Source organism: Streptomyces sp. NPDC060028 (genome assembly GCF_042736725.1).
In the GTDB taxonomy this organism is placed as follows: Bacteria; Actinomycetota; Actinomycetes; order Streptomycetales; family Streptomycetaceae; genus Streptomyces.
This window is the reverse complement of sequence record NZ_JBHWVJ010000100.1, coordinates 1-26,935: the sequence shown is the minus strand read 5'-3', so window position 1 is coordinate 26,935 and position 26,935 is coordinate 1. Positions and strand designations below refer to the sequence as shown.

General features: G+C 71.7%; 15 protein-coding genes. 9 read left to right on the top strand and 6 right to left on the bottom strand.

The window, feature by feature from the left end:
* Positions 1 to 38: 38 nt before the first annotated feature.
* Both ACFWBF_RS32600 and ACFWBF_RS32595 read right to left on the bottom strand, forming a co-directional pair.
* Entirely contained in the window at positions 39 to 719 is a 681-nt protein-coding gene (locus tag ACFWBF_RS32600; protein ID WP_385608232.1) for a hypothetical protein, read from the bottom strand.
* 49 nt (positions 720 to 768) lie between these two features.
* Positions 769 to 9,351, bottom strand: coding sequence for a ricin-type beta-trefoil lectin domain protein (locus ACFWBF_RS32595; protein ID WP_385608230.1), 8,583 nt, complete (start codon positions 9,349 to 9,351; stop codon positions 769 to 771).
* Between the two features lie 456 nt (positions 9,352 to 9,807).
* On the opposite strand from ACFWBF_RS32595, the gene ACFWBF_RS32590 reads away from it, so the two are divergent.
* The 6 genes from ACFWBF_RS32590 to ACFWBF_RS32565 all read left to right on the top strand — a co-directional run bounded on the left by ACFWBF_RS32590 (position 9,808) and on the right by ACFWBF_RS32565 (position 19,164).
* Positions 9,808 to 14,193 (top strand): LamG-like jellyroll fold domain-containing protein, encoded by a 4,386-nt coding sequence (locus ACFWBF_RS32590; RefSeq protein WP_385608228.1) that lies wholly within the window; start codon positions 9,808 to 9,810, stop codon positions 14,191 to 14,193.
* 130 nt (positions 14,194 to 14,323) lie between these two features.
* A complete protein-coding gene (locus ACFWBF_RS32585) occupies positions 14,324 to 15,283 on the top strand; it encodes an SMP-30/gluconolactonase/LRE family protein (RefSeq protein ID WP_385608226.1) in 960 nt (319 codons plus the stop codon).
* Positions 15,284 to 15,427: 144 nt separating this feature from the next.
* Positions 15,428 to 16,168, top strand: a complete 741-nt coding sequence (locus ACFWBF_RS32580; protein WP_385608224.1) for a polysaccharide deacetylase family protein — start codon at positions 15,428 to 15,430, stop codon at positions 16,166 to 16,168.
* Between the two features lie 73 nt (positions 16,169 to 16,241).
* Entirely contained in the window at positions 16,242 to 17,234 is a 993-nt protein-coding gene (locus tag ACFWBF_RS32575; RefSeq protein WP_385608222.1) for a GlxA family transcriptional regulator, read from the top strand.
* Between the two features lie 72 nt (positions 17,235 to 17,306).
* Positions 17,307 to 17,975: an isochorismatase family protein gene (locus ACFWBF_RS32570; RefSeq protein WP_385608221.1), complete on the top strand. Its 669-nt coding sequence runs from the start codon at positions 17,307 to 17,309 to the stop codon at positions 17,973 to 17,975.
* Positions 17,976 to 18,138: 163 nt separating this feature from the next.
* Positions 18,139 to 19,164: a hypothetical protein gene (locus ACFWBF_RS32565; protein ID WP_385608219.1), complete on the top strand. Its 1,026-nt coding sequence runs from the start codon at positions 18,139 to 18,141 to the stop codon at positions 19,162 to 19,164.
* A gap of 18 nt (positions 19,165 to 19,182) precedes the next feature.
* Here the strand turns inward: ACFWBF_RS32565 and ACFWBF_RS32560 are convergent, their stop codons facing one another.
* Positions 19,183 to 19,782 carry a sigma-70 family RNA polymerase sigma factor gene (locus ACFWBF_RS32560; RefSeq protein WP_385608217.1) on the bottom strand — a complete coding sequence of 200 codons (600 nt, stop codon included), beginning with the start codon at positions 19,780 to 19,782 and terminating at the stop codon, positions 19,183 to 19,185.
* Between the two features lie 77 nt (positions 19,783 to 19,859).
* On the opposite strand from ACFWBF_RS32560, the gene ACFWBF_RS32555 reads away from it, so the two are divergent.
* Together ACFWBF_RS32555 and ACFWBF_RS32550 are read left to right on the top strand one after the other, a co-directional pair.
* On the top strand, positions 19,860 to 20,690 hold the full coding sequence (locus tag ACFWBF_RS32555; RefSeq protein ID WP_385608234.1) for an alpha/beta fold hydrolase: 831 nt from the start codon (positions 19,860 to 19,862) through the stop codon (positions 20,688 to 20,690).
* Positions 20,691 to 21,004: 314 nt separating this feature from the next.
* Positions 21,005 to 21,784 (top strand): hypothetical protein, encoded by a 780-nt coding sequence (locus ACFWBF_RS32550; protein ID WP_385608216.1) that lies wholly within the window; start codon positions 21,005 to 21,007, stop codon positions 21,782 to 21,784.
* 33 nt (positions 21,785 to 21,817) lie between these two features.
* Here the strand turns inward: ACFWBF_RS32550 and ACFWBF_RS32545 are convergent, their stop codons facing one another.
* The 3 genes from ACFWBF_RS32545 to ACFWBF_RS32535 form a co-directional block, all read right to left on the bottom strand.
* Positions 21,818 to 23,278 carry a CehA/McbA family metallohydrolase gene (locus ACFWBF_RS32545; protein WP_385608214.1) on the bottom strand — a complete coding sequence of 487 codons (1,461 nt, stop codon included), beginning with the start codon at positions 23,276 to 23,278 and terminating at the stop codon, positions 21,818 to 21,820.
* Positions 23,279 to 23,379: 101 nt separating this feature from the next.
* The gene (locus tag ACFWBF_RS32540; protein ID WP_385608212.1) at positions 23,380 to 24,147 is read right to left on the bottom strand and encodes a class I SAM-dependent methyltransferase; all 768 of its coding nucleotides are present in this window, start codon (positions 24,145 to 24,147) and stop codon (positions 23,380 to 23,382) included.
* Between the two features lie 48 nt (positions 24,148 to 24,195).
* Positions 24,196 to 25,281 carry a cytochrome P450 gene (locus ACFWBF_RS32535; RefSeq protein ID WP_385608211.1) on the bottom strand — a complete coding sequence of 362 codons (1,086 nt, stop codon included), beginning with the start codon at positions 25,279 to 25,281 and terminating at the stop codon, positions 24,196 to 24,198.
* Between the two features lie 480 nt (positions 25,282 to 25,761).
* On the opposite strand from ACFWBF_RS32535, the gene ACFWBF_RS32530 reads away from it, so the two are divergent.
* Positions 25,762 to 26,829 carry a cytochrome P450 gene (locus ACFWBF_RS32530; protein WP_385608209.1) on the top strand — a complete coding sequence of 356 codons (1,068 nt, stop codon included), beginning with the start codon at positions 25,762 to 25,764 and terminating at the stop codon, positions 26,827 to 26,829.
* The last annotated feature ends 106 nt before the right edge of the window (positions 26,830 to 26,935 follow it).

Genomic DNA, 26,935 nt, shown 5'->3' with positions numbered 1-26,935 from the left:
GGGCGGCCGTTTCGTGTCGGCCGTCGGCCGGGGCGGGATCAGGCCGTGGCCGAGCCTTGGCTTCCGAGCCGCCGCGCGAGGCGGGCGACGACCTCGTCACCGCCCCCCTGGAGCAACGGTTCGTCCGCCTCCGGGACGTACAGCCGGTACTTCCCCGGCCCTACGCGCAGTACCGAAGCCAGGAAATCCGAGCTGAATTCGCTCTCCATGAGCAGGAAGTTGTGCCCCAGGACGGGGAAATGCCGGCGGACATCCGGATTCAGACTGGCCGACACGACGAGGTCCCGGTAATTCGACTCCTCGTCACGCAGCAGGATTTCCCACTGCGTCTCCACCGCATCGCCCCGCTCGTAGGACAACTGAAGCTCGGTCACCTTGATGAAATCCCAGTCCGAGGCCAATTGCGCCAGCCCTGTTCCGCCGAGCCACGAGAGCGCCGCGCCCACGATCCGGTGTTTGTCCGGCGTGGCCCCGACGGCCCACACCCAGTTCTGCCGGCTGAATCGCACGGCATAACCGTCCACACCCGTGTTCACGAACACTCCCGCGCCGCCCTCGCCGCCCTCGCTGACGACCGCCTCGACCAGCCCGGTCGGGGTCTGCGGGCTCACGAAGCGGTGGGGCGAGCCGGCGGCAGCCATCCGGGCATTGAGCGCCGCGGCCAGCGAACCGTGTTCAGCGACATCGGGATACTGCCCGGCATCGAACCGATGGCTCATCAAGGACTCCTCGTTCAGAACGGAAAGCGAAACCGGGATCGGGACCTGATCACCACTCCGGGTGCGGCATCTGGTCCTTGCTCACCTCCACACCGTTCATGTACCAGGTGATGCTCTCCCAGGTGCGCGGGCTGTCCTCATCCAGCACATAATACCGAACTCGGGTCATCTCCCATTCTGTTCCACGGCCCCTCTGCCAGCCGTTGGCCCGACCGTTCTTCACGGCTTGGGCGAATGCGTCCGCGGCCGAGATGCCCGGCTGTCCGGGGTACAGGTCGCCCAGGTCCACGGCCAGTCCGACCCTCGGGTTCGACACGGCCGCGTCGACCTCGTTCACCCATTGCGGCCGGCCGCCGCCGTCGTCGTGGAAGTTCGAGTAGACCGTGCTGTTGAAGGTCATCCCCCCGATGCTCTCGGCGGTCGGATTGCCCGCACTCGCCACACCGAGGACGACGGTGTCGCCCTCTGCCGGGGAGACGCCTCGCACCGGCTGACCCGACTTCTCGCACTCGCAGCGCGGGGAGTGCTTCGTCTTCCCGCACACGTTGTGCACCAGGACGGGAGCACCGCCCACCAGCACGTAGTACGTGTGGAGTTCGTCGACCGTCAGGTTGTAGCGGGTGGCCTTGCCCCGGACCGGGCGGGCCTCGACCACGTGGACGGTCCGGCCGTCCGGGGTCGTGAGTGCGTGACCGCTGGTCAGGGCCCCCGCCGGGACCCAGGTCAGGGTGGTCGCGTCCCAGAAGGGATGCTCCGAGGTGGTGTGGAGCGTCTCCACCTCGCCCGGGGCCACCTCGACGCTGAGGTCGACCAGGTCGCTGTCGTCGTGGGCCCAGGTGGCCACGACCGTGCGTCCGCCCGCGTCACCGCCGTTGCCGGGGTCGGCCGCCTCCACCTGGTCGCCCGTGGTGACCTCGGCGATCGGCTTGGTCTGCCCGTCGTCCAGCAGGACTTCGGTGTCGGGTGAGAAACTGCACGTCGTACCCGCGTTGCCGGTCGAGGCCTCGTCCGCTCGGGTCGAGGACGCCGCCGCGGTCTCCGCCGCCTCCTGGGTCGTTCCGTGCTTGGGAGCCGCCGGACCCTCCGCGTCGCGTACCGCTTCCTTCGCGGCGCCGCTGGCCGGACCCGCTCCCTTCGCGCCCGTCGGGCCGGATTCCCCGGACGGTTTGGCGCCCCGGGAGGAGTCCTCGCGGGCCGTCTCGGACAACCCCTCACCGCCCGGCCCCGGGCCACAGTCGCCCAGCAACGCGCCACAGGTCGCCACGAAGGCCACTGCGGCGCCCTCGACGCAGGCGGGACCGAGCAGACCACCGGACTCGGCGGTACAGGCCACGACCGCGACCGCGATCACCACCACGACCAGCACCACCACCACGACCGGGGCGGCCTTCTCGATGTAGTGGCCCACGCAGCCCCAGAAGCCCGAGCAGCCGCCACCGCCGTGGCCACCACTGGAGGTCTTCGTCGTGACGGTCGTCGTGGTCGTCGTGGTCGTGGTCGGCGGTGGTCCCTTGCAGTCGATGGCACAGACGTTCATGCTCGGGTCCAGGTACCAGTTGTCCATGCCGCTGGCGTCGCTGCCGCTGGCCGGGTTGTCCGCCGCGTAGGTGTAGCCGCCCATCTGGTTGGGGTCGCCGGCCTGGAAGACCGGGTCGGGGCTGAGGAAACGGCCGGTCGTCGCCTCGTAGTTGCGGGCGCCCAGCAGGTTCAGCCCGGTGGAGGCGTCCAACGGCTGACCGAGGAACCCGCGGTTCTCGTCAGGGGAGACCCAGGAAGGGGGTTTCGGTCCACGGGCGTTGCCGTAGGGGTCGTAGGAACGGCGAGTGGCGGTCAGGCTGCCCGCGTCCACCGAAACGGTCGCGGTGCCCTGGGTGTTGCCGATCTGGTAGCTGACCGCTCCCGCGCTGGTACGGGTGATGTTCGTGCCGTCGGGTCCCGTGTAGTGGCGCAGACCCGTCCAGGTCTTCGCCGCCACGTTCAGGGTGATCTGCTCGGCGCCGCCGAAGAGGTACAGGATGCGGGTGTTGTCCGCGCCGCCGACCGCACTGGTCTGGATGAGCAGCTTGCCGTCGGCGTCGTACAGGTACTTGGCGGTGGTGCTGGTCGTGCCGGTACCCGTGGTGACCGTGGCCGTACGGCCCTCGCCGTCGTAGGTGAACGACTGGGTCTGACCGGCCGGGAGGGCGCCGGTCGACGCCGTCTTCCACACCTGGCCCGCGCTGCCGCAGGTGGCCAGGGTCAGCTGCGTCCCCGCGGTCGCGTTCGCGGCCGGGTCGGTCAGGCAGACCGCGCTGTTCGCGACGTTCACCAGGGTGCCGGTGGTCGTCGCCTTCCACTTCTGGCTCGGATCGGTGTTGCAGGTGTCGATCACCACCAGGGTGCCGCCGGTGGTGGCGTTGGACACGGTGTCCAGGCACATGCCGAGCACCTTGACGGTGCCGTCCGTGCCGATGGTCCACTTCTGCGCGGGACTGGTGCCGTTGCAGGAGCCGACCTGGACCTTGGTGCCCGCGGTGGCGGCGCCGCCCGCCGTTTCGATGCAGAGCTTGCCGCCGCCGGCCAGGGTGAACCCGGTGGTGAGCGGGCCGGTCGTGGTGACCTTCCGGCTCATGGTGTTGCCGGCGTTCTTGTTCCCGTTGGCCGGGTCCGTGTAGGTGTTCGTCCAGGTGGCCGTGCCGTCCGCGGGGTTGCCGCTGGTCGTCGTACCGGCCTGGTCGGGCAGGGCCGAGGCGACCGTGCCGTCCTTGCCCGCGTAGGCGATGGACTGGGTGGTGTCGGCGAGCGCGTTGCCACTCGCGTCGTGGTTGACCATGCCGGTGCGGTCACCGAGCTGGTCGAAGGTGTACGTCTGCCAGTACGGGGCGGGGCCGCCGACCGTGGTGGTCTTGATCTGGCCCGAGCTCGTCGTCTGGACGCGTCCGGTGGTGCAGCCGCCGATCGCGCCGACCGGAGCGGCCGACGGGGAGGTGATCCCCGCGGTGTCCGTCCATGCCTGGGTCAGGCGCTGGAAGGAGTCGTAGGTGAAGCACTGCGTGTCGTGGGCCGTGTTGTTCTGGAGGTCGTCGACCGCGGTGAGTTCGCCGATCTGGTTGTAGCGGTAGTTGACGACGTCGAGCGCGGTCGCCGAGGTCTGCACCATGCTGCTGGTCTGCGTGGCGCGGCCCGTGGTGGAGTCGTACTGGGCGAAGGTGGCCAGCTGCTTTCCGCTCGGACCGTAGTTGGTCTGCTGGACCCTGCCGAGTGCGTCGTGGACGGTCGCGGACAGGTACGCGGGGGTGTTGGCCGCGGAGATGTACCCGCCGAAGGTGTCGAGGGTTCCCTGCTGGGTGTAGCCGTAGTCCACGTCCTCGGCCGGCAGGTTGCCGTCGGCCTGGTAGTGCGTGGTGGACAGCAGGCCCACGGTCGGCGTGTAGTCCACGCTCGTCTGGTAGGTGACGGTGCCGCTCGCGGGTGCGGCGGACTGGCCCGCTGCCGCGAAGCCCTCCGAGGCCGGGATGGTGACGGTCGCACCGCGGGGCTGGTAGGCCGTGTTGTAGCCGGTCACCGCCTGGGTGTAGGCCTTGCCCGAGGCGCCGCCCACGTAGCGGGTCGAAGAGGTCAGGTAGCCCTTGGCGAGCGTGTCGTACACCCAACCGGCCTGCTTCTTGGCCGGGTCCGGCGTCGCCGTCCACGGGCCGCTGTAGGTGGCCGTGCGGCGGTTGTTCCAGTCGTAGGTGAACGACAGGGTCTGGCCCCGGGTGTCCGTGGCCTGAAGCAGGTTGCCCGAGGTGTCGTACTTGTCGAAGGTGCCGGTGCCCGTGTTGGGATCGGTCTGCGAGACGGGCCGGCCCAGCAGGTCATAGGAGGTGGACCAGGTGTTGCCCGCACTGTCCTTGACCGTGGCGATCTGGCCGGCCGATGCGTACGTATAGCTGGTCGTCGCGTTCGCAGCCGGGACGGCGCCCGCGGTGCCCTGCTTCCACAGCACCGTGGTGGAGTTGCTCGCGACCACCACCGCCGTGGAGTCCGCCCTCACCCGGAAGGTGGATCCGGTGGACGCTGCCAGGCCGGTGGTCCACTTCACGGCGTTGGACGTCGTGTACACCACGAGGTTGCCGTCGGTGCCGAACTTGGCGTAGGCGCCCGGGTTTCCGGCCGTGCCGCTGGCCCAGATCTGCTTGCCGGTGGCGAGTGCGGTCAGGACCAGGTTGCCGTCCGCCTCCATGGTGAGGCGCACGCTGTTGGAAGCCAGGGAGGTCCCCGAGGGGATGACGTCCCCGCCGTGCAGGGTCACCGTGGCGTCGGTGTTCTTCACCACCGTGCGCACGGTCTGGCCGAGCGCGTTGGAGAACGAGGCGGTGGTCCGCCCGCCCGCGGGGGGCGTGCTGTCCGTCTCGTCGGCGCCGGGGTAGCTCGTGGACGTGTGCCACTGCTCGACCGCCTGGTGCCAGAGCGTCGCGGTCAGCGTCCGGCCCTGGCCGTCGTAGGCCGTGGTGGTCTCCGACGGGATCTGGTTCTCGTTCGCCGCGAAGAGCGTTCCGGACGGCGACGCCGCAGGCTCGTAGTACGGGGCGTACGCGGTGACGGGCCAGCCGTGCGAGTCGTAGAAGGTGTCCGCGATGATCCGGCCGACGTCACTGTCGCCCTGCGGGCTCATCTGCGTCTGGCGCGGCTGGAGCATCCCGTCGTAGATGGCGATGCTGACGGAGTAGGTGCCGTCCTCGCGCAGGGTCCTGGAGGTGACCGAGGTGGGCCCACCGGGCTGGGTGACGGTGTCGCCCGGGGCAGCGACGGCTCCGGGGTTCAGGGAGTACGAGAAGGTGCGGTCCGCGCTCTGGCCCGCGCCCTTGTCCCGGCCCGGCATCCACACCGCGGTGCGGCGGCCGAGGGCGTCGTAGGTGATCTCGGTCTTGCGGCCGTTCGTGTCGGTGTTCTGCGTGGCCAGGCCGCGCAGCGGGGAGTGGGTGGACGACACCACCCAGTTGTGGCTGTTGGTGGTCTTGACCGTGGTGGGGCTGATGTTGTTGCCGGAGCTGCTCCACGCCGGGACGAAGTCGGTGTGGGTGTTCTGGCCGGTCGAGTCCACCGCGTCGGTGATCCGGCCGACGCCGTCGTACTTCATGGCGGCGGTGGTCTGCCAGTTCTCGGTGCTGCCGGTGAAGCCGGTGGCGATCTGCACACCGGTGGCGGCGGCCGTGTCCGAGACCTGGCCGAACGCACCGAGACCGAGGAGGGTGCCGTCGCCGGCGTAGTAGATCTTGCGGTCCGACAGCAGGTTCGCGGAGGTCACGGCGGCGCAGGGGCCGCTGACCTCGGTGACCTGGCCGGGGTAGGAGATCATCCGCGGGTTGCCGGGCGGGGCGTTCGCATACGCGGTGGCGGTGCACCGCTCCTGGGTGGGGTCGGTCACGTCACCGTGCGCGTCCACCGCCGAGACCCGGCCCTGGGCGTCGTACGCCGTGTCGGTGCGGGTGTGCCGCCACGTGCCGTCGGCGAGCCGCTCGTACCCGTGGCTCTGCGAGTTCTGCATCCGGTACGCGGTCAGCGCCGGCAGCGTGGACAGGGCGGGCTTGGTCTCACCGGGGTGCTCGCTCTGCTCCCATCCGCTCCAGGCGGTCTGCGGGCTGGTCGCGGTGCTGGTGTAGGTGAAGGGCGCGCTGATGCTGGTGGCGGAAACGGTGCCGCCCGCCGCCGTGTACACCTCGTTCTGGAGTTCCGTGCCCGCCAGTTGGTCGGAGTCGGTGACGCTCTGCACGACGGCGCCGTTGACCTTGGCGTCCACGGTGACCGAGCGGCGGCTGCCGTCGGCCAGGTAGTCCCCGTCCATGCCCTGGAGGTAGGTGGACACCGTCTGGGTGACGGGCTCGGGGGCCCGGCCCGTCTGGACGGTCACGGTGCGGAAGCCGCGGAACTGGCTCCAGGTGCGGTACTGGTCGTCGCCGAACGGCGAGTCGTCGCGGTGCCAGGCGGCGCCCGCGTAGGCGTAGGTGGAGACGCGCGAGGCCGAGCCGGACGGGGCCGCCTTGCCGTCGGGCTTGTAGGTGGAGGCGATGGTCAGGTCGGACGTGGTCACCGTACGTACGGTGATCTTGTTGAACCAGTCGGCCGTCGGCTTGGAGGCACCCGGCACGTTCCAGTACACCGGGTAGCAGGACTCGGTGTTGGAGTCGGCCCCCGCGAAGGTGAGGGTCTTGCCCTCGCACGGGGCCTGGTTGTAGTCCACGGCGATGGATTCGCCGGTCTCCGTCTGGATGCCGGACATCCGCGGGTGGTACAGCGGCGGGGCCGAGGGCATCACGTCATTGACGCGGTTGTCGATCTCGGTGCCCGTGAACGCCACCTTGTTCAGGGTGATGTCGCTGTTGCCGTTGTCGTAGGTGTCCTTGCCGGTGTGCTGCACCGTCTGGAGCCACATCACGGCCTGCAGGAAGCCCGAGTGCTCGGGGTCCACGGAGGTGCCGGTGACCGGGTCGACCGTGCCGCCCGCGTCGGAGAAGACGTGGGTGAGCTGATAGGAGTCGACCGGGACGAGTTTGTCCGTCTTCGCGTCCTTGACGTGGACCTGGGTGGCGATGCTGTCCAGGCGCGTCGTGGACCAGAAGGTCGGGCCGGCGATGACGCAGACGTCCTTGGGCACCGTGGTGGAGCCGTCCGGGATGGTGGTGCTGTCCGTGGAGTCGCAGTGCAGGTCCCACGGGGTGTCCGGCCAGTGCGAGGCGTTCGCGTCGGTGAGGTTGCCGGCGGAGCAGTCGGTGAAGGTGCTCGTCGTCTGGCAGCGCTGCTTGGCGGTGAAGACCACCCGGGCGGAGGGGGTGCGCTTGGCGAGGGCGTCCGCGAGCGTGTATCCGTAGCTGATCGAGTCGAGCGCGCCGCCTCGGGTGTACGAGGTGAGCGTGCCGAACTTGCCGTCGGCCGCCTGGCCGCCGCCGAGGCTGTAGTAGTTCGTCTCGGGGGTGTAGTCGTACCGCTGGACCAGGCCGTTCGGTGAGACGACGAAGTCCAGGTTCCAGCGCCAGCCCTCGGGCTTGGCGCAGCGGGAGGCCTTGCCCTTGGCCGCGTCGTGGCAGGGGTCACCGGACTGGGGGTGGAAGACGGGCTCGCCCCAGGCGGAGTCGGTGCTGTCGTCGGTGGGGGCGGCGGACTGGGGAACGGCTGCGGTGCCCACGCCCGCGGGGGCGTGGCCGGAGCCGAAGTAGGCGGCCGAGCCGTCGGTGGTCAGGACGCGGAAGTACGTGCCGTCCTGGAGGCCGTTGGCCGCGCCGGAGAGCTCCTGGACGATGGTGCCGTCGTCGCCGCGCAGCTTCCACTGGCGCAGCAGGCCGGGCACGGCCGCGTCCTTGGTGTCCGGGACCAGCACGCCGGAGTGCGGGCCGAAGGAGACCTGGGCGTTGGCGCCGGACCAGCAGTTGTCGCCCGAGCCCTTGATGACCTTGTCGCCGTTGCCGTCGCGGAGGGATCCGCAGCTGCGGTACGTACGCTCGACGAAGCCGGGGTCGTAGCCCCAGCCGTCGCCGACCCAGGTGGACTGGGAGTTGCGGGCGGAGGTCTCGCCGTCCACGGCCTGGGAGTCGTAGGACAGTCCGACCGAGGGGGCGTTGCCGCCGAGCCCGGCCGGCACGCTGATCGGGTACGAGTAGGTGAAGGAGCCGGCGCCGCTGGCCTGCCAGCTGCCCGACGGGTTCAGGGAGGTCGCGGCGTAGTCGCCCTGGGAGCCGCCGCTGCCCGAGGTCACGGCGAGGGTGGTGGGCTCCGCCGCCGCGGCCGCGGCGGCGGCGAAGGTGGCCGTGGAGGCGTAGGTCTCGGTGGAGGCCGAGGTCGCCGTGGCGGAGCGGGCCCCGGGGGCAGCCTCGCCGGCGGCGCTCTTGGCGGCCGGGGCGGCGGTCTCCAGCGGGACGGTCGCGGTCAGCTGGTCGGCCGTGGCACGGTTGTCGAAGGGGATCGGGGTCTGGGTGCGGCAGGCGGCGCGCTGCGGGGTCGTCAGGGCGCAGGCCGGCATCCGCACCAGTTGCAGGCGGGAGCCGTAGCCGCCGCCGTACGCCTTGGCCAGCGCGGCGTAGTCGACGACGACCTCCACCTGCGCCGGGGCGCCGGGGGCGGTGACCGGTGCGAGGGAGAGCAGCATGCCGTTGGCGCCGGCCTTGAGGGCCTGGTCGTGCGAGGCCACCTCGACGTGTACGGCGGCCGGAGCGGCCGTGGCGGTGGTCTGCGCGCCGACCGTGGCGGGGTGCGCGGGGGCGACCCACACGGGCAGCGAGCCGGCCTTGACGGGCTTGGCCGCCGCCTCGGCCGCGGAAGGGGCGGACCCCGAGGCGGACGAGCCTGAGGCGGACGAGCCCGAGGCGGCCGGGGCCGCCGCGAGCTGGACGGTCGCCTTGCCCGCCTTGGGCCACACCGGCGCGGCGGCCTGGTAGTTGCCCAGCGGCCGGAAGCCGTCCGGGTGGCCGGCCGGCGTTCCGGCGGCCAGCTGGTGTCCGGCCACCCCGGGGGTGGCCGGAACCTTCTGCGGCTTCCACACCTTGCCGTCGAAGCGGTAGTGCCCGGCCTGACCGTCGCGGCCCTCCCAGTCACTCTTTCCCGCACCGAGCATCCCCAGGTCGAACCCCTGGATGAAGGCCATCGGCAGGAGCAGTGCGAGGGCGGCGATGACCGCCATGCCCACACTGCGTCTGCCGTGCCATGTCCGGTATCGAACGGTCGCGAACCAGCGACGCCGTCCTGCCACGTGCATCCCCCCACACGGGCGGCCGGATGGACGCGGCCGCCGAATTGCGATCACACGAGTCGCGTGATCGTCCGGAGGCTATTGATGTCCCTGAGGCTTAATCAATACGGTGACTCGTCAGTGAGTTCGAACTCAATCAGCCACTCACATCGACGCATTGCGCACCTTTTATGCAGGGCGAACATCCCACCAATCCGACAATCTGCCGGACTCTCGGCCCCCATGCCGCCCCGAAAAGGCGGCCAAACATGGGGGAACCAAGGGTTCCACCAGGCAGTCTCTTGGCAAGGAATTTGACTGATGATTGACCGAAGAGCCCGCGATGCGAGCAGACGGAGACGGCTGACACTGTCTCAAAAACTCCTTGCGGGACTTTCCGTTCTCGCCATGTGCTCGCCCGCGGCCCCCGCGCTCGCGGCGGGGGTGACCGCTCCGACGGCGCCCGCGGGCAGCATGCTCGCGGCCCGGCAGAAGGCGACCGCCCAGCACAAGACGGTCCCGGTGGACTCGCTCACCAGCCAGACCTCCGAGACCGTGGCCAACCCGGACGGATCGTTCACCTCCACCACCCACCTCAAGCCCGTCCGCGTCCGCAAGGGCGGCTCCTGGACCCCGGTCGACCCGACGCTCCGCAAGAACGCCGACGGCAGCTGGTCCCCCGCCGCCAGCCCCCACGGGGTGGCCCTCTCGGGCGGAGGCGCGGGTCCGGTGGTCCGGCTCGCCCACGAGGACGGCAACAAGCTCGCGCTGACCATGCCCTTCCCGCTCCCGGCCCCCGAGGTCTCCGGCGACACCGCGCTCTACCGCTCGGTGCTGCCCGGCGTGGACCTGTCGGTGTCCGTGACCGGACAGGGCGGATTCAGCGACATCCTGGTCGTCCACGACGCGGCCGCGGCCGCCGACCCGCGCCTGCGCGAACTGCGGCTCGCGACGAGCGCCGAGGGCCTCAAGCTGAACGCGACCGACTCGGGCGGCATGACCGCCACGGCCGCGGACGGCAGCCTCGCCTACATCTCGCCGCGCCCGGTCATGTGGGACTCCTCCACCCCGGCCGCGGACTCCCCGTCGGCGCCCGCGGCGAAGTCCTTCTCGAAGGCCGCCGGGGCGACGTCCACGGACCGGCTGGCCGCCCCGCAGGAGCACCCCGGGCCGCCTCCGGCATCCTCCGTCGAGGGCCCCGGCTCGGCCGCGCTCGTCGACGAGGTGCCGATGAGCACCACCTCGGACTCGCTCACCCTGCGCCCCGACGTCTCGGCCCTCAGCGGCCCCGACGTCGTCTACCCGGTGTACATAGACCCGTACACCAACCCCGTCTCGAGCAAGTCGGGCCACTACGACGAGGTGTACTCCAGCGGCTCCTGCTCGGGCAGCCCGCAGTACGACAAGCCGCAGTCCAGCGGCGAGGGCGTGGGCTACCAGCGCTGGGGCGGCGCCTGCGGCACCGGCCTGGAGCGCTCGTACTACGCGATCAACACCAGCGGGCTCTCGCCGCGGATGGTGGTGTCCAAGGCCCTGATCACGATCCCCACCACCTACGCGGCGAGCTGGAACTGCTCGAAGAACCAGCCGATCACCCTGCGCACCACGGGGATGATCTACTCCACCACCTCCTGGAACAACCAGCCCTCCGTCGACGGCGGGTACGCCGCGGCGAGCACGTCGGTGCCCAGCGGTGCCAACTCCAGCAGCAGTTGCAGCAACAGCACCGCCACCTTCACGGTGACGGCCCAGGCCCAGAAGATCGCCCTGAACGGCACCGACACCTGGACCGTCGGCCTGTTCGGCGACGAGTCGATCTCCAGCGGCAACGACAACTACCTGCGGCTGTCGACCGTGATGACGCTGGTGACCACCTTCGACATCGCGCCCGAGGTGCCGGCCGACCTGCACACCACCCCCTCCGCCGTCGGAGCCTCCGGCCCGTGCACCATCACCGGACTCGGCTGGGTCGGCGCCACCTCCTACTCGGACGCCGGCAGCAACCTCCAGCTGCACTCGACCGTCAGGACCAACGTCTCCGGCGAACTGGCCGGCGCGGTCTATGAGTTCTGGGACCGGACCACTCTCACCAACGGCAACCCCACCACCATCGCGACCCCGTCCAGCCCGTACCTGGCCTCCGGATCGGACGCGGCCGTCCCCGTCGGGATCGCGCTCAAGGACGGCCACGAGTACGGCTGGGACGCCTACGCGAAGGACAACGCCTCCGCCCAGCTGACCTCACCGGTCTCCGAACACTGCTGGTTCCGTACGGACTTCAGCCCGCCCGAGACCCCCGGCATCACCACCAACCCCTCCTTCCCGCCCGTCGGCGGCGGGGCGGGCAACCTGGTCGTCTACGCGGGACCGGGCCGCACCACCTCCTTCGACGTGGCCGCGAGCGACTCGGCACCGGCCGCCACCTGCACCCCCGGCCCCTGCCTGAGCAGCGGCGTCGACCACTTCGTCTGGCGCCTCGACAGCCGGCCCACGGCCCAGGCAGGCACCTCGGCCCCGGTCGGCGCCACCGACGGCGCGGGCCGGGCCACGGCGAAGGTGACCGTCCCCGTGACGGCGTGGGGCGTCCACACCCTGTACGTCGCCGCGGCCGACAAGGCCGGCAACCTCTCGCAGGCGCCGGTGAGTTACACGTACGCCGTGCCGTGGAACCCGGACACGAAGATCACCCCGGGTGACATCAGCGGCGACGGCATACCCGACCTGCTCGCCACCACCCGGACCGGCGACCTGAACCTGATCCCCGGCAACACCGACGCGGCCCAGCCCGTACAGCCCGTACAGACCGCCCCGCACACGGACCCCGCACCACCGGCCACCGGGCCGGTCACCGTCGCGAGCGCCGCGCACTCCCCCGACGGCACGGGCTGGGACAACTACCTCATCGCGCACCGCGGCAACCTGCACGGCTCCGACGTCGACGACCTCCTCGCGTACAACAAGCAGAGCCACCAGCTCTACATCGTGAAGAACGACCTCGACCCGGCCGCCGACAACGCCTTCCCGCGCGTGCCCTACTCGACGTACGCGGGCTTCACCGGCCGCCGCTTCGACGTCGTCCCGAAGGACCCCTGCGAGTCCGCGGCCCGCGTGGCCGACGACACCCGCTGCCGCACCGCCGGGTACGACGCCTCCGGCTGGTCGGTCGACCAGCTGGTGACCCCCGGCAACCTCTACGGCAACACCACCGACTACCCGGCGGTCGTCACCGTCGAGAACAAGAAGCTGTGGATCTACCAGACCGACGGCGGCGGCCACTTCAAGCACCCGCTGCTCCTCGGTGACGGCGACTGGTCCGGCCTCACCCTGATGGGCCCCGGCACGGTCGGCGGCACCCTCACGACCGACGGCTCGGGAAAGGGCACCGTCACCGGCGGCGCCCCGGCCCTGTGGGCCCGTGACGACGTCAGCGGCACGGTCTACAGCTTCCCCGTCACGGTCGACGCGGGCACGCTCGTGCCGGCCCTGCTGCACGCCCCCGTGCGTACGGCCCTGCCGTCGGCGGTCCCCGTCAGCGGCGGCGGCAAGCAGTGCCTCGACGTGGACCACCAGGGCACCGCGAACGGCACCAAGGTCCAGGTGTACGCCTGCAACGGCACGGTCGCGCAGGGCTGGACGCTGATGTCGGACGGCAGCATCCGGGCCCTGGGCCGCTGCCTCGACGTGAACGGCAACGGCGTCTCCGACGGCACCATCGTCCAGCTGTGGTCCTGCAACGGCACGGGCGCGCAGAAGTGGACGCTCGGCGCTTCCGGCAGCCTGGTGAACCCGAGCTCGGGCAAGTGCCTGGACGACCCCAACGCGAGCACCACCCCGGGCACCCAAATGGTGATCTTCACCTGCAACGGCACGGTGGCCCAGAACTGGACCACCGGCGCCACGGCCGGCTGGCAGACCTCTCCGGCCGTACCGCTCGCACCGGTCCTGCCGAAGTCCGCCTACCCGGCCGTCATGTCCCCGGGCGACCTGAACAGCGCAGCGGGCGGACCCGACGCCAACCCCGAGCTGTACGCCGTGGACGCCGGCGGCCAGCTGCTCGAGTTCCCCGGCACCGCCCCTCAGGCCGGGCTCGCCGGCCTCGACGCGCCCGCGTCCCTGGGCGCGGTCGGCAGTTCGGCCACGCATGCCTGGCGGCTGGACGAGGGCGCGGGCACCTCGGTGGCCGACGGGCCGGGCACCCTCGACGCAACCCTGGGCGGCGCGTACACCTGGACGACGGACGCCACCCGCGGACGGGTGCTGAACCTGGCCGGCACGACCGGGTACGCGGCCGGCACAGGCCCCGCGGTCGACACGTCGGGCAGTTACTCCGTCTCGGCCTGGGTGAAGCTGGGCTCCCTGACCGGCAACTCCACGTTCGTCTCGCAGACCGACGCCGCGGACAAGTACAACGGCATGCAGTTGTACTACTCGTCGGGTAAGAAGGTGTGGGCCTTCGGGATGCACCACGACCCGGCGGTCAGCACCACCACCTTCTCGGCGGTGTACGGCGAATCGGCCCAGGTGGGCCGCTGGACCCACCTGGTCGGTGTGTACGAGGCGGACACCGCGCAGCTCAGCCTGTACGTCGACGGGAAGCTCTCGGCGACCGGCCCGTTCACGAGCCCGGGCTGGAACGCGGCGGGCCCCGTGCAGATCGGCCGCCGCATAGCCTCCGGCGCGTACGGCGAGTACGCCAACGGAGCGGTGAGCGACGTCCGCATCTACCCGACGGCCCTGCCGGCCGCGAACGCGGCGGCGACCGGCGACCTGCCGGGCATCACCCAGCTCGACTGACCCACGGGTCGGCCCGCCCCCGCGAGGGCGGCGGGCCGGCCCGGCCTCCGGGTGGCGGGGTGGTCCAGGAGACGCCCGGGGCCGATACTTCACGGGCAGATCGACCTGACCTGACCATGGAGGGGAACCGATGAGGCTGACCAGGAACATCCGCGCCGCCTTACGCGGGCCGCGCCGCGGCATGTCCGCGGCGGTCGTACTGGCCGCGGCCGCGGGCGTGTTCGCACCGACTTGCGCCCACGCGGCGCCGGTGTGTGATGCCGCCGCGAGCGCTCCGCCGGTTCAAGTGGCGCGCATACCCGACTGGGTCGAGTCGATCGCCGTCGACAAGCGGGGCCGGATGTTCGCCACCGCGTACTTCACGGGCCGCGTCTACCGCATGGACGGACCGGGCAGCGCCCCCGTCCCGCTCACCGGGAACATCGGCGCCAATGGCGGGATCGTCGTCCGCGACGACGGCCGGCTCCTCGTCGGCACGGGCAACGACCTCGCGCACTCCCTCACCGGTGACGCCCTTGCGGTGTCGAAGCTCCTGCAAGTGGACCCGGAGACCGGCAGCGTCACCACGTACGCCTCGGGCCTCGGCGGCATCGACGGCGTCGCCCTCGCACCCGACGGCACCGTGTACACCACGACCCTGGGCGGCCGGAACATCGGCCGCGTCACCCCGGACGGTCAGGTCGACCCCGCCTGGGCCCGGGTGCCGCAGCCCAACGGGATCGCGGTCTCCCCGGACGGAACGCAGGTCTACGTCATCCAGACCACCATCGCCCCCGGGCTGTACCGCATTCCCGTCGCCGACCCCGCGCACCCCCAGCGCTGGATCTCCGCCGACACCTCCAACGCCCTCGCCCTCCCCGACGGTTTGACCCTGGACGGCCGGGGCCGCCCGCTGATCGCCACCCACGCGGCGGGCCAGATCTGGCGGGCCGAGGGCGCGACCCTGTGCACCGTGGAATCGGGGCTCTACCTCTCCACCCAGCTCACGTACGGCCACGGAGAACGCGGCTTCTCGGCCGGAAAGCTCTACCGGGCGGGCGTCGACGGAAGGATCTACGAGGTCCCCGGCGGCGCCGAACCAAGGACCTGACGGGGCCTTTCGCCCCATCGGACAGGCCGGAAGCGGGGGCGGGGATCACCCGAGTGCCCGGCATGGGGTGCGGGCCACCGGGCTCCTTCCTCTCGCATAGTCCAGACAGGGCCGTGACGGCGGACCGTGTCGAGGGGAGTGTCCGTGAGGGATGTGGGACGGCGTGCCGTGCTGACGGCGGTGGCGGCCGCGGGGTTCTTCCCCGGCTCCCGGGCCCTGGCGGCGCCGGTGGCGGGGCCACGGCCGCCGGCGGCGTGGTTCGGTGACGAGATCCGGCGGATCCCCACCACCCAAAAGGTCATGGCGCTGACCTTCAACGCCGCCTGGGACGAAGCCGGGATCGATGCCGTGCTGACCGAGCTCCGCACGCGCGGGCTCGCCGCCACGTTCTTCCCCACCGGCCGGTTCGCCGACGCCCACCCCTCGGCCGTCCGCGCGATGGCCGCCGCCCACGGTCTGGGCAACCACTCGCACACCCACCCCTACTTCGCAGACCTCACCACCGAGGAACGGACCGACGAAGTACAGCGTGCCGACGCCTCCATCCGCCGGGCCTCGGGGGCCGAGCCCCTGCCGCTGTTCCGGTTCCCCTACAGCGCCACCACCCCGGACTCGATCGCCGACGTCAACGACCTCGGCTACGCGGCGGTCGAGTTCACCCAGGACACGAACGGCTACCTCGGCCCGGACGGCGGCATGAGCGTCGACCGGGCCGTGCAGCGCGCCGTCGACGCCCTCACCCCCGGCGCGATCCTGCAGATGCACGTCGGCAGCAACGGCGACGGTGTCGTCCTCGACGCCCTGGCCCTGCCCCGGATCATCGATGCGGCCCTCCAGCGGGGCTACGAGATCATCGACCTGCGCCGCCTCCTCATGCCGCAGTAGCCCGTACACCCCTGTCCGGATGTGACAGTCAGCCGTCATTGCGGCCATGGGTGGGGCGAGTCAGGATGGGCTCATGCCCCTTGCGCACCGTGTCGTCATCGCGGTCTTCCCCGATGTCGACCTCCTCGACGTCACCGGCCCGGCCGAGGTCTTCGCCCTGGCCAACCGGGAGACCGCCGGCCGCGCCGGCTACCGGGTCCGCCTCGCCGGGCCGGCCTCCGGCGAGGTGCGGACGTCGGCGGGTGTGCGGCTGCTGGCCGACCTGTCCTTCGACGAGGTCGGCCGACAGGTGGACACCCTGCTGGTGCCCGGTGCGGTCGACATGACCGAGGACGGCCCCGTGGCCCGTATCGACAGCGATGTCGTGGCATGGGTGAAGGAGACCGCCCCGTACGCCCGGCGGGTGGCGTCGGTGTGCGTGGGCGCGCACGTCCTGGCGGCGGCGGGCCTGCTGGACGGGAAGACGGCGACCACACACTGGTCGACCGCCGCCCAGCTCGCCGCCGACCACCCGGGCGTCACGGTCGACCCGGACCCGATCTTCGTCCGCGCCGACCGCGGCCGGCTGTGGACGGGCGCCGGGATCAGCGCCTGCCTGGACCTCGCGCTGGCCCTGGTGGCCGAGGACCTGGGCGAGGACGCCGCGCTGGCGGTGGCCCGGCAGCTGGTGATGTACCTCAAACGGCAGGGCGGGCAGAGCCAGTTCTCCGTACCGCTCAGCCGGCCCGCCTCCGCCCGTCGCGACATCGACGAGCTGCGGCTGTGGATCGCCGACCACTTGGACGAGGACCTGTCCGCCGAGGTGCTGGCGACCCGGATGTGCCTGAGCCAGCGGCACTTCGCCCGCGTCTTCAAGCAGGAGACCGGCGCCGGTCCCGCCGCCTACGTCGAAGCCGCCCGGGTCGAGGTGGCGCGGCGCGTGCTGGAGACCACCGACGATCCGCTCGACCACGTGGCGACCGCTGCCGGGCTCGGCTCGGCGGAGACCCTGCACCGGGCGTTCAGGCGGCAGCTCGCCACCACACCCGCCGCCTACCGCCGCCGCTTCCGCACCCAGACCAACTGACTTCCCCCGTACCCCATACGCAGGCGGGGCGGATGGCTTCGCCATGCCTCGTTTCCCTCTGAAAGGCACCCCATGAGCACGCACCAGCCCACCACGCACCAACCCACCACGCCCCAGTCCACCACGCACCAGCCCTCCACGACCCTGCGCGACCTCAGCGGCCTGGACGACCGGGCGCCGAAGCTGAGCGATTGCGTCCTGATCATGATCGACTTCCAGAACACCTACCGCACCGGCGTCATGGCACTGGAAGGCGCCGAGGAAGCCCTCGCGGCCGGCGCCCGCCTGCTGGAGCGCGCCCGCGCGGCGGGCACTCCGGTGATCCACGTCATCAACGACGGCGGCGAGAACACCCCGTACGACATACGCGCCCACATCGGCGCCATCAGCGACGAAGTCGCCCCGGCGGACGGCGAGGCGGTCGTGGTCAAGCAGTTCCCCAACTCCTTCCACCTCACCGAACTGGAGAAGACCCTGACGGGCCTCGGCGCCGCCCCGGGCAGCGGCAAGGACCTGGTGCTGGCCGGCTTCATGACGCACATGTGCGTCAACTACACCGCCCAGGGCGCCTTCAACCTCGGCTACCGCCCCACCGTCGTCGCCGAGACCACCGCAACGCGGGCCCTCACCGCCCCGGACGGCGCCGTCCTGCCGGCCGCGGCCCTCCAGGCCGCCGCCCTGACCGCCGTCACCGACCTGTTCGGCGTGGTCGTCCCCACCGTCGACGCCCTCCCCGCCTGACCTCGGCCCCGGGCCCGGCCGCGGCCGGCTGGGCCCGTGCGACCTCGCGGTGTGCGGCGGGTTACCGTGTCCCTTCATCCGAGGGGGAACAGAGATGTCGCACAACACGGGGTGGGGTCAACACCCGGGACAGCCCATGCCGCAGTGGGGAGGCGCCGGATGGATGCCGCCGCCCGCGCCGCAGCCGGGCGTCATACCCCTGAAGCCGCTGGACGTGGGCGGGATAATCGGCGGCGCCTTCGCGACCTTCCGTCGGTACTGGAAGCCCCTGGTCGGCGTGATGCTCGCCGTGCAGGGCTTCGGGATCCTGCTCGTGGCCGCCGCGATCGGCATCGCCGCCGCGGCGGTCCACAGCCGGTTCTCCGCGGTCTTCGACCTCCCCCGGGGGCAGCGCGCGGACGGCGCGGACGTGATGGCTCTGGTCCTGGCCTTCGTTCCCGCCGGTGTGCTCCTGATGGTCACGATGACGCTGGGCGCGGGGATGATCAGCGCCCTGTGTCCCGCGGTGGTGCAGGAGGCAGTGCTCGGGCGGCCCACGACCTTCGGCGCGATGTGGCGCCGCTGCTGGTCACGGCTGCCGGCGGTGCTCGGCACCGTGTTGCTCGCCGGGCTGATCGCGGGCGGGCCGATGCTCGTCGTGTATGCGATCTGCATCCCGCTGATCGTCACCTCGGACGGTTCCGGCCCGCCGGCCGCCCTGTTCGCACTGTTCCTGGGCATCTTGGTCTGCATGCCCGTGTCGGTCTGGCTCGCGACGCGCTTCAGCCTCGGGCCCGCCGCCGCGGTGTGCGAGGGCCTCGGCCCCGTCGCGGCTCTGCGGCGCTCCTCCCGGCTGGTCAGCGACGGCTGGTGGCGGGTGTTCGGCATCACGATGCTGGCGTACCTGGTGGCGACGGCCGTGGGCTACGCCATCCAGATGCCGTTCGGCTTCGTCGGCATGGTCGCGCTCTTCCCGACCATGATGGAAGGCGGCAACGGCGACGTCGATCCCAGCGCGCTGATCTTCGGGATCGTCGTGTACGCGATCTCCATGCTGGTCGGCGGCGCGATCAGCATGTTGTTCCAGTTCGGCTATCCCCAGCTGGTCATCGCCCTGCTCTACGTCGACCAGCGGATGCGCAAGGAGGACCTCGCGGCAACCCTGATCGCCGCGGCCGCGCCCACCACCCCGGCGCCCGAAGGAATGTGACGCCGCGTCACCGAGGGCTCACGAGGCGGCCCTGAGGTGGTCGCGCTGGATCTGGCAGGCGAGGGCGCGACGCACGGAGGGCGCTGTGGCGGCCGCCGCCGCCGCGGCTGTGGTGGCGCCCTTCGGCGGGACGTCGAGGCCGCGGCTGATCTCGTCGTACGCCTCCCGGAAGCCGGCGGGCAACTCCGCCCGGCGCAGCCGCAGGTCCTCTTCGACGAGGCGCCGCAGCTCGTCGACGTGCTGGGGCGTGAAGCGCCTGCGCCCGCGGGCGATGGCGTCGACATGGCGGGCGCAGCGGGCGGCGTCGCAGCTCTCGGAGATCTCCTCGGCCAGGCCCCACAGGCGCCCTTCGAGCCACGGTGCGTCGTGCTGGGCGAGGGAGAGCTGCATCGGGGGCAGCGGATCGCCGCCCTTGTACTTCGTCACCTGCTTCGACACCGCGGGCTGACTCATCTCGGTGAGCCGGGCGATCCGGTCCTGGGTCCAGCCCAGATCGACCAGCACCTTGATCATTTCGGTGCGGAGCCCGCGCATCTCCTCGCCCGCGCGGATGACCTCGTTCATGCGGGCGAGCATCCGCCCGGCCTGTTCCTCGGTGAGTATCGCTTCGCCTTCCACCACTCGGTTATACACCCCGGCCGCCCTGCGCCATAACCGGGTTGTACAACCTGGTTATGACTGGCATGCTCCACGGCATGAACACCTTCACCGCACCCGACGGCACCGAGCTCGCCTACCGCACCCACGGAGAGGGAACCCCGCTCGTCTGCATCCCGGGAGGCCCGTCGGACTCCGTCTACCTCGGCGACCTCGGCGGCTTGTCCGCGCACCGGCAGCTGATCCTTCTGGACCTGCGCGGCACCGGCCGCTCCGCGATGCCCGAAGACACCTCCTCCTACCGCTGCGACCGCCTCGTCGAGGACGTCGAGGCCCTGCGCGAACACCTCGGACTGCCCCGGATGGACCTGCTCGCGCACTCCGGCGGTGCGAACCTGGCGGCGCAGTACGCGGCTCGACACCCGCGGAAGGTCGGCAAGCTCGCCCTGATCACCCCGGGTGCCCGAGCCGTGGGCCTCGCGATCAGCGGGGAGACCCGGCGCGAGCTCGCGCTGCGCCGGAAGGACGAGCCGTGGTTCCCGGCGGCCTTCGCCGCCCTGGAGGCGATCAACGAGGGCACCGGCAGCGACTGGGACGCCATCGCCCCCTTCTTCTGCGGCCGGTGGGATGCCGCGGCGCAGGAGCACCACGCGGCGAGCCGGCCGGACAACACGGAGGCCGTCGCCCTCTTCGCGGCCGAGGGTGCCTTCGACCCGCAGGCCACCCGGGCGGCGCTCGCCGCCTGCGAGGCACCCGTACTGCTGCTCGCCGGCGAGTTCGACCTGAACAGCCCCCCGAAGACGGTGACCGAGTTCGCGGAGCTGTTTCCCGCCGCCACGCTCGTGGTGCAGCCGGGGGCGGGCCACTATCCGTGGCTCGACGACGCCGGCCGGTTCGTGGCGAGCGCCGCGGCGTTCCTCGGGCGGTAGCCACCGTGGACCGAAGGCGGCACGAGAAGCTGTCGACGCACCGCGTGGAGGCTTCGGCGATCGGGCGGCCGGGGGAACTCCCGTAGCGGTGGGGGCTCGGACACCACCCGGTTGGCCGTCAGCCCGTTGGCCGACAGCGGGCTGACGCGCCGTCATCCGGCCCCTACGCTGCGGTGCGCATGCCCGGCATCCGGAGCGCGCGCACCGCTGTCGCGAGCCCCACGAGCCGTCCGACAGCGCTCGGATCCGTCGGCGAGGTCTCGTTCCGATGACGGGCTGACCGCCCCGCCCTCCGGCCGAAAGGTCTGCCTCCCGTGACCCATTCCACCTCGTCCGGGCCCGCGCACCGGACACCCCGACGCCGCCGCTGCGGCTGGGCGCTGCGGCTGACCGCCGCCCTGCTCGTCAGCCTGATCGGCCTGCCCGCCACCTCCGCCGCCACCCCCCTCCCCGTCCCTGCGGCGGTCGGCGACATCACCGAACACCCCCTCCCCACTGCCGGCAGCTCCCCCAGCGACATCACCACCGGGGCCGACGGCAATCTGTGGTTCACCGAGCAGTTCACCGACCGGATCGGTCGGATCACCACCACCGGGAACGTCACGCACTACCCGCTGCCCCACTCGGCCAGCGCCCCGATCCGCATCACGGCGGGCCCGGACGGCGGGATGTGGTTCACCGAGGTCTTCGGCGACCGGATCGGGCGGGTCGAGGTCGGCGCCGGTGCACCCAGGGCGGACCTCGCGGTCCGGCTGAGCGCACCGACCGCCGTACCCGGCGGCGCCGAGTACAGCTACACCGTCACGGTGACCAACAAGGGGCCCTTCGGCGCCGCCGACACGGCCGTCACCCTGACCCGGCCCCACGGGCTGCCGGTCACGGGCACGTCCCCCGGCTCGGACCGGCAGACGCCCACGCAGGTGACCTGGCGCGTCAAGGCCCTGGGCGCCGGACAGCAGCGGGTCTTCCACGTCACGGTACGGGCCACCCTGCGACCCACCATCACCGCGAAGGCCTCCGTCACTTCCCGTACCGCCGATCCGAACCGGGCGAACAACACCGCCAAGGCCACGACCCGGGTCACCGGGCACTGACACGAACCCCGGCCAGGGTCCTCGGCAGTACGGTCATCCCAGCCGGATGGGGTTGGTCAGCGCAGCCGGGGGGCCTGGCAGGGGTGGGGCCGGGGAGGCTCGCCGGGCCTCCGCGCGTACGTAGGAGGTGCGGGAGGCGGTGGTGCGCCACTCCAGCGATGTGGCCGCCGGGGCCGTGAAGGCCACGCCCTGGTCCGTGACCAGCCGCAGGTCGCATCCGTCGGCTCCGGTCACGGTCAGCCGGATCAGGACCTCCGTATCGGGCTCGACCCGGAGCCGGTCGCCGATACCGGCGTGTGCCCCGCGGCCGGTCATCGCCTCGAAGGTCACCGAAACGGCCGAGGACTCGGCGGCGTAACTGTGGCCTGCCCGCAGGCCGGCCAGTATCGCCTCACGGGACAGGTCCTCGGCCAGGACCACCGTCTGCGGGGTGCCCACCCGGTCCGGGTCCCGGTGGTAGTCGCTGCTCGCGACCGCCGGGAGCCACCGCTCCCCGCCGCGCAGGGTCGCGTCCCACGAGGCGAGGGCGACCTCGTCGTCCGGGGTCCAGGGGCCGTTCCACACCTCCACCGCGTCGGCTTCCCCGAAGCCGAACTTCCAGGCGCAGCCGATGCAGGTGGCGTGCGGGTGGGCGGGGACGACCAGCCCTCCGGCCCGCCGGATCTGGTGGGCGTACCGGTCGAAGCGCTGGTCGCGGGCGCGGTAGCGCCAGTCCACGAAGGTGCCCGGCGTGGTGCCGATCGCGAGGACGTGGCCGGTGCGGGTGGTGACCTCCTCCCCCGTCAGGATCAGCAGGTCCGGATGGGTCTCGGCGACGGGGCCCCAGGCCGCGTGCGCCGAGTGGGTGTTGTGCTCGGAGGAGTTGATGAAGTCCAGACCCGCCCCGCGGGCGAGCGTGGCGAGTTCGGCGGGGGTGCGCCGGCCGTCGGAGTGCACGGAGTGCAGATGGCAGTCGCCCCGGTACCAGGCGCGGCCGCGGCCCCGGGCGCGCTGCGGCGGATGGGCGGGGACGGCGGGCGCCTCCGGCCGGCCGGGGGTGAAGGCGGCGGTGATCTCGTAGGCGAGGCCCTGGGGCGCCACCGTGTACGGGCCGAGCGCCAGGTGCCAGCGGCCGGGTTCGATGGCGCCGGGCAGGTAACCGGGGGTGGCGTCGTCCGCGCGGAGGAAGAACTCGCCGCGGGCGCCGCCCGACCAGCCGCGGAAGCCGCGGCCGCCCAGGGCGGTGCCGCGCTGGTCGAAGATGCCGATGTCGAGTGCGTTGCCCAGGGTGCCGGCCGGTACCGGCGGTTTGTCGTAGGTGTACGCGATCCGTAACTCGCGTATGCCCGGCGGGACTTCCAGCGGTACGTACACGAAGTCCGGAGCCCCCGGCGCGATCGTGCCGCGCAGGGTGCGGGTGACGGTCTCGGGGACTGGGACTGGATCGGCGGCGGTGAGGGGGCCGGCGGCCGCGGCCGCTCCGGTTGCCAGCAGTTCTCGTCTACTGAGGTCCATACGACGACGGTGGCAGCCTCCGGTGAATGCGGCGTGAAGCCCGCGGAGGGGGGCCGTGCCTGCCGCACGCGCCCGGCAGGACGGCCCCCCGGTCCGCGGGATCAGCCGGTGCGGGTGAACACCATGACGAAGTCGGCCAGGTGGCGCACCCGGGGAACGGCCGGGCCGGGCAGGGCCAAGAGCCGGGCGCGGGCCTCGTCCACGACGCGGACTTCGTCGCCCCGGACCGGCCAGGCGCCGGTGAACAGGCCGCCGGACAGGGAGCGCGCCATGTCCTGCGGCGACACCTCGAAGGTCTTGGGCCGTTCGGCCGCCGTGCCCTCGTACGCCAGGCCCCGCGCCTCGGCGACCGGGGCCAGCGCCTGCGGGCCGTCCTGGCGGGTGCCTTCCGGGTCCAGCCGGTCCTCCAGTTCGTTCACGATGCGCCCGATGTCGTCCGTCGGACGCGTGCCCCCGGCCGGGATCACCAGGTAGCGGCCGCCCGGGCGCAGCACCCTGGCCACCTCGCCGAACACGGCCCTGCGGTCGACCCCGGTGTGCAGCAGCCAGGTGGACACCGCCTGGGTCACCGACGCCGTGCGGATCGGCAGGCGGCCGGCGTCGGCCACCGCGACGCGCTGCCCCAGCCGGGTCCGGGCCAGGGCGAGCATGCCGGGAGAGAGGTCCACGCCGCACACCCGGTGGCCCCGGGCCGTCAGCTCCGCGGCCACGACGCCGGTGCCGACGCCGACATCGAGTACGGGGTGGGCCGGATCCAGGAGTGGAGCCAGCTGGTCGGCGAAGCCGGCGGCGCGGGCCGTGCCGCCGCGCGACCGGTCGTAGCCGGGGGCTATCGCGTCGAACTCCGCGGTGCCGGAGGCCGCTGCCATGGGACTTCCTCTCCGTTGCGTCCGTTGTTCCGTGCTCACGCCCCGCCCCTACGCCCGGGGTGTGAAGGTCACCGGCAGCGTGGCCATGCCGCGCAGGATGCCTTCACGGCGGGTGAGGGTCTCCTCGGCGTCCGCCAGCTCCAGGTCGGGGAAGCGGCGCAGCAGCGAGCCGATGGCGATCCTGGCCTCCGCGCGGGCCAGCGGGGCGCCCAGGCAGAAGTGCACTCCGTGGCCGAAGGCGAGTTGCTGGGGCATTTCGCGGCGGGCGACGTCGAGGATGTCGGGCCGGTCGTGGCGGGCCGGGTCTCGGTTGGCGGCGGCGAGTCCGATGATGATCATCTCGCCCGCCGGGATGGTGACGCCGCCTATCTCGAAGTCCTCGACGGTGAAGCGCGCGACGCCGCGGCTGACCGGGCCCTCGTAGCGCAGCAGTTCCTCGATGGCGCCGGGGAGCAGCGCGGGGTCCTCGCGGAGGGCGACGAACTGGTCGGGGTGGCGAAGGAGGGCGTGGACGCCGTTGGCGATGAGGCTGGCGGTGGTCTCGTGCCCGGCGAGGGTGACGAGGATGGCCATGGCCATCAGCTCGCGGTCGCTGATGCGCTCCTCGGCCTGGGCCGCACACAGGGCGCTGAGCAGGTCATCACGCGGCTCCGCCTTGCGCTGGGCGAGCAAGGGCTCGTAGAACTCGGTGAGTTCGGCCCGGGCGCGTGCCCCCTTGGCGAGTCGCTCGGGGGTGTTGGGCGGCATGATGAGCCCGACCGCCAACTTGGCGAAATCTGGCTGTCCCTCGGCTGGAATACCTATGAGTTCGCTGAGCACGGCCATGGGGAGCGGCAGCGCGAACTCGGAGACCAGGTCGGCGGATCCCCGGGGGGCGATCGCGTCGAGGAAGGTGTCGGTGTGCTCCTGGATGCGGGGCGCCATCTCCTCCACGCGTCGTGCGGTGAAGGCCTTGGACACGAGGTTGCGCAAGCGGGTGTGGTCCTCGCCGTTGGCCACGAGCATGCTGGCCATCAGGACGTTGGTGCGCTCCTGGTGGGCCATCTCCTCCTCGAGGCCGTTCACCTTGACGGGGCTGCTGCTGAGCCGCGGGTCGGTGAGCGCCGAAACCGCCTCGTCATATCCGGTGACCATCCAGACTTCAAGGGTGGGATTCAGCCGTGCGCGCTGAACAGCTCCGTGTTCCCGGATTCGCTCGAAGAGCGGGTAGGGATTGGGCTGTTGAGCGACGTTTACCGGCACATCGTGGACGATTGTCTGACCTTGTTCTGGCATCCGTAACTCCCCCGGAGTCATGGGAAACATCTGTGGCAGGTAGTCATACCAGCCAGCCAAGTTGCGTGGTAGCGTCGCCGACGATCAGTTCGAAGATGTGCCTGCGCAGACGGGTCACCCACCGGTGATTCCTGCGTCAGGCACTGCTCTACCGGAAGCATTTGCGGCCTCAACCAGGCCATTTGTGCGGGGGGAGATGTTCTCGTGGATCAATCGGCGACCATGGACCCACTCTTGGATCTGGCCCGTCCGTCGAACTTGCGGAACCCATATTCCGCATATTCCGGGCTGCGTGAAACCACCCCTGTCTTCTGGCACGAATTGCTCGGATCCTGGGTCTTGACACGGCATTCCGATTGCCTTTCGGTACTCACCGACAGTGCGCGTTTCGCCTCCGATTGGCGGCGGGCGGGTGAGGACATACCGGCCCCGCTGCTGAGCGTCCAGACGCTGGATCCGCCCGAGCACACCGCCATCCGTCATCTGCTGCTCGACGGCTTCCGGGCCCAGGACCGGCAGGCGCTGCACGACACGATGGAGCGGCAGGCCGCGGACCTGCTCGCCGAACTGGCGCAGCGGCCCTCCTTCGACTTCGTCGGAGAGCTGGCCGAACCGCTCGCCCTCCGCTTCATCACCGCCTTCCTCGGCGTGGACGCCCCCGACCAGGCCTGGTTCGTGCCCATGTCCCGCACCGTCGTGGACGGGATGGACGCCGGGCTGTGGCCGGAGAAGCACGAGCCCGCCGTCTCCGCACGGGCCCGGCTCGCCGAGTACGCGGGCGGCTGGCTCGCCGATCCGCCCAAGGACGGCCTCATCGCCTACGTGGCGCAGCACGCCGAGAGCGCGGCCGCCGCCGGCGTGGACCGGGCGGTGCTGCGCAACAGCCTGCGGGTCGTACTCCACGCGGGCTACGAATCCGCCTCGCGGCTGCTCGGCAACGCGGCCGCGGCCCTCCTGACGACCCCGGGGGCGCTGACGGCCTTCCGCCGGGCGCCCCTGGCCGCGGCCGTCGACGAACTGATCCGGTACGACGCACCCGTGCAGGCGGACGCCCGGGTCTGCGTCACCGAGACCGAACTGGCAGGCGTCACCATCCGGGCGGGCGATCCGGTGACCCTGCTCCTGGGAGCGGCCAACCACGACCCGCTCCGCTTCGCCCACCCCACAGAGCTGCGACTGGACCGTGCCCCGAACCCGCACCTGGGGTTCGGACGCGGGGCCCATGCCTGTCTGGGCGCGTCCATGGCGATCCGGCTCGCCGGATCGGTCTTCACGACCCTGGCCAGGGACTACCCCGACGCACGGGCGGTCGCGGAACCAGAACACCGGCGCAATCTGACCCTGCGCGGTCTCGACCGCTTCGAGGTCACCCTGCGTCCACACACGGGGGAGGAGGAACTGTCATGAAGTACTGGCACTGAACCTGAGGGAGCGCGGGGGGGGCCCCCCGCCCGGGGGGCCCCCGCCCCCAAAACCCCCCACGCGGGCGGCGGGGGCGGGGGCGCCCCCCGGG

Bases quoted from the DNA above. Each gene is read 5' to 3' on its own strand.
- ACFWBF_RS32600 (WP_385608232.1), bottom strand. From the start codon at position 719: ATGAGCCATCGGTTCGATGCCGGGCAGTATCCCGATGTCGCTGAACAC.
- ACFWBF_RS32595 (WP_385608230.1), bottom strand. From the start codon at position 9,351: ATGGCGGTCATCGCCGCCCTCGCACTGCTCCTGCCGATGGCCTTCATC.
- ACFWBF_RS32590 (WP_385608228.1), top strand. From the start codon at position 9,808: ATGTGCTCGCCCGCGGCCCCCGCGCTCGCGGCGGGGGTGACCGCTCCG.
- ACFWBF_RS32585 (WP_385608226.1), top strand. From the start codon at position 14,324: ATGAGGCTGACCAGGAACATCCGCGCCGCCTTACGCGGGCCGCGCCGC.
- ACFWBF_RS32575 (WP_385608222.1), top strand. From the start codon at position 16,242: ATGCCCCTTGCGCACCGTGTCGTCATCGCGGTCTTCCCCGATGTCGAC.
- ACFWBF_RS32570 (WP_385608221.1), top strand. From the start codon at position 17,307: ATGAGCACGCACCAGCCCACCACGCACCAACCCACCACGCCCCAGTCC.
- ACFWBF_RS32565 (WP_385608219.1), top strand. From the start codon at position 18,139: ATGCCGCCGCCCGCGCCGCAGCCGGGCGTCATACCCCTGAAGCCGCTG.
- ACFWBF_RS32555 (WP_385608234.1), top strand. From the start codon at position 19,860: ATGAACACCTTCACCGCACCCGACGGCACCGAGCTCGCCTACCGCACC.
- ACFWBF_RS32545 (WP_385608214.1), bottom strand. From the start codon at position 23,278: ATGGACCTCAGTAGACGAGAACTGCTGGCAACCGGAGCGGCCGCGGCC.
- ACFWBF_RS32540 (WP_385608212.1), bottom strand. From the start codon at position 24,147: ATGGCAGCGGCCTCCGGCACCGCGGAGTTCGACGCGATAGCCCCCGGC.
- ACFWBF_RS32535 (WP_385608211.1), bottom strand. From the start codon at position 25,281: ATGGTCACCGGATATGACGAGGCGGTTTCGGCGCTCACCGACCCGCGG.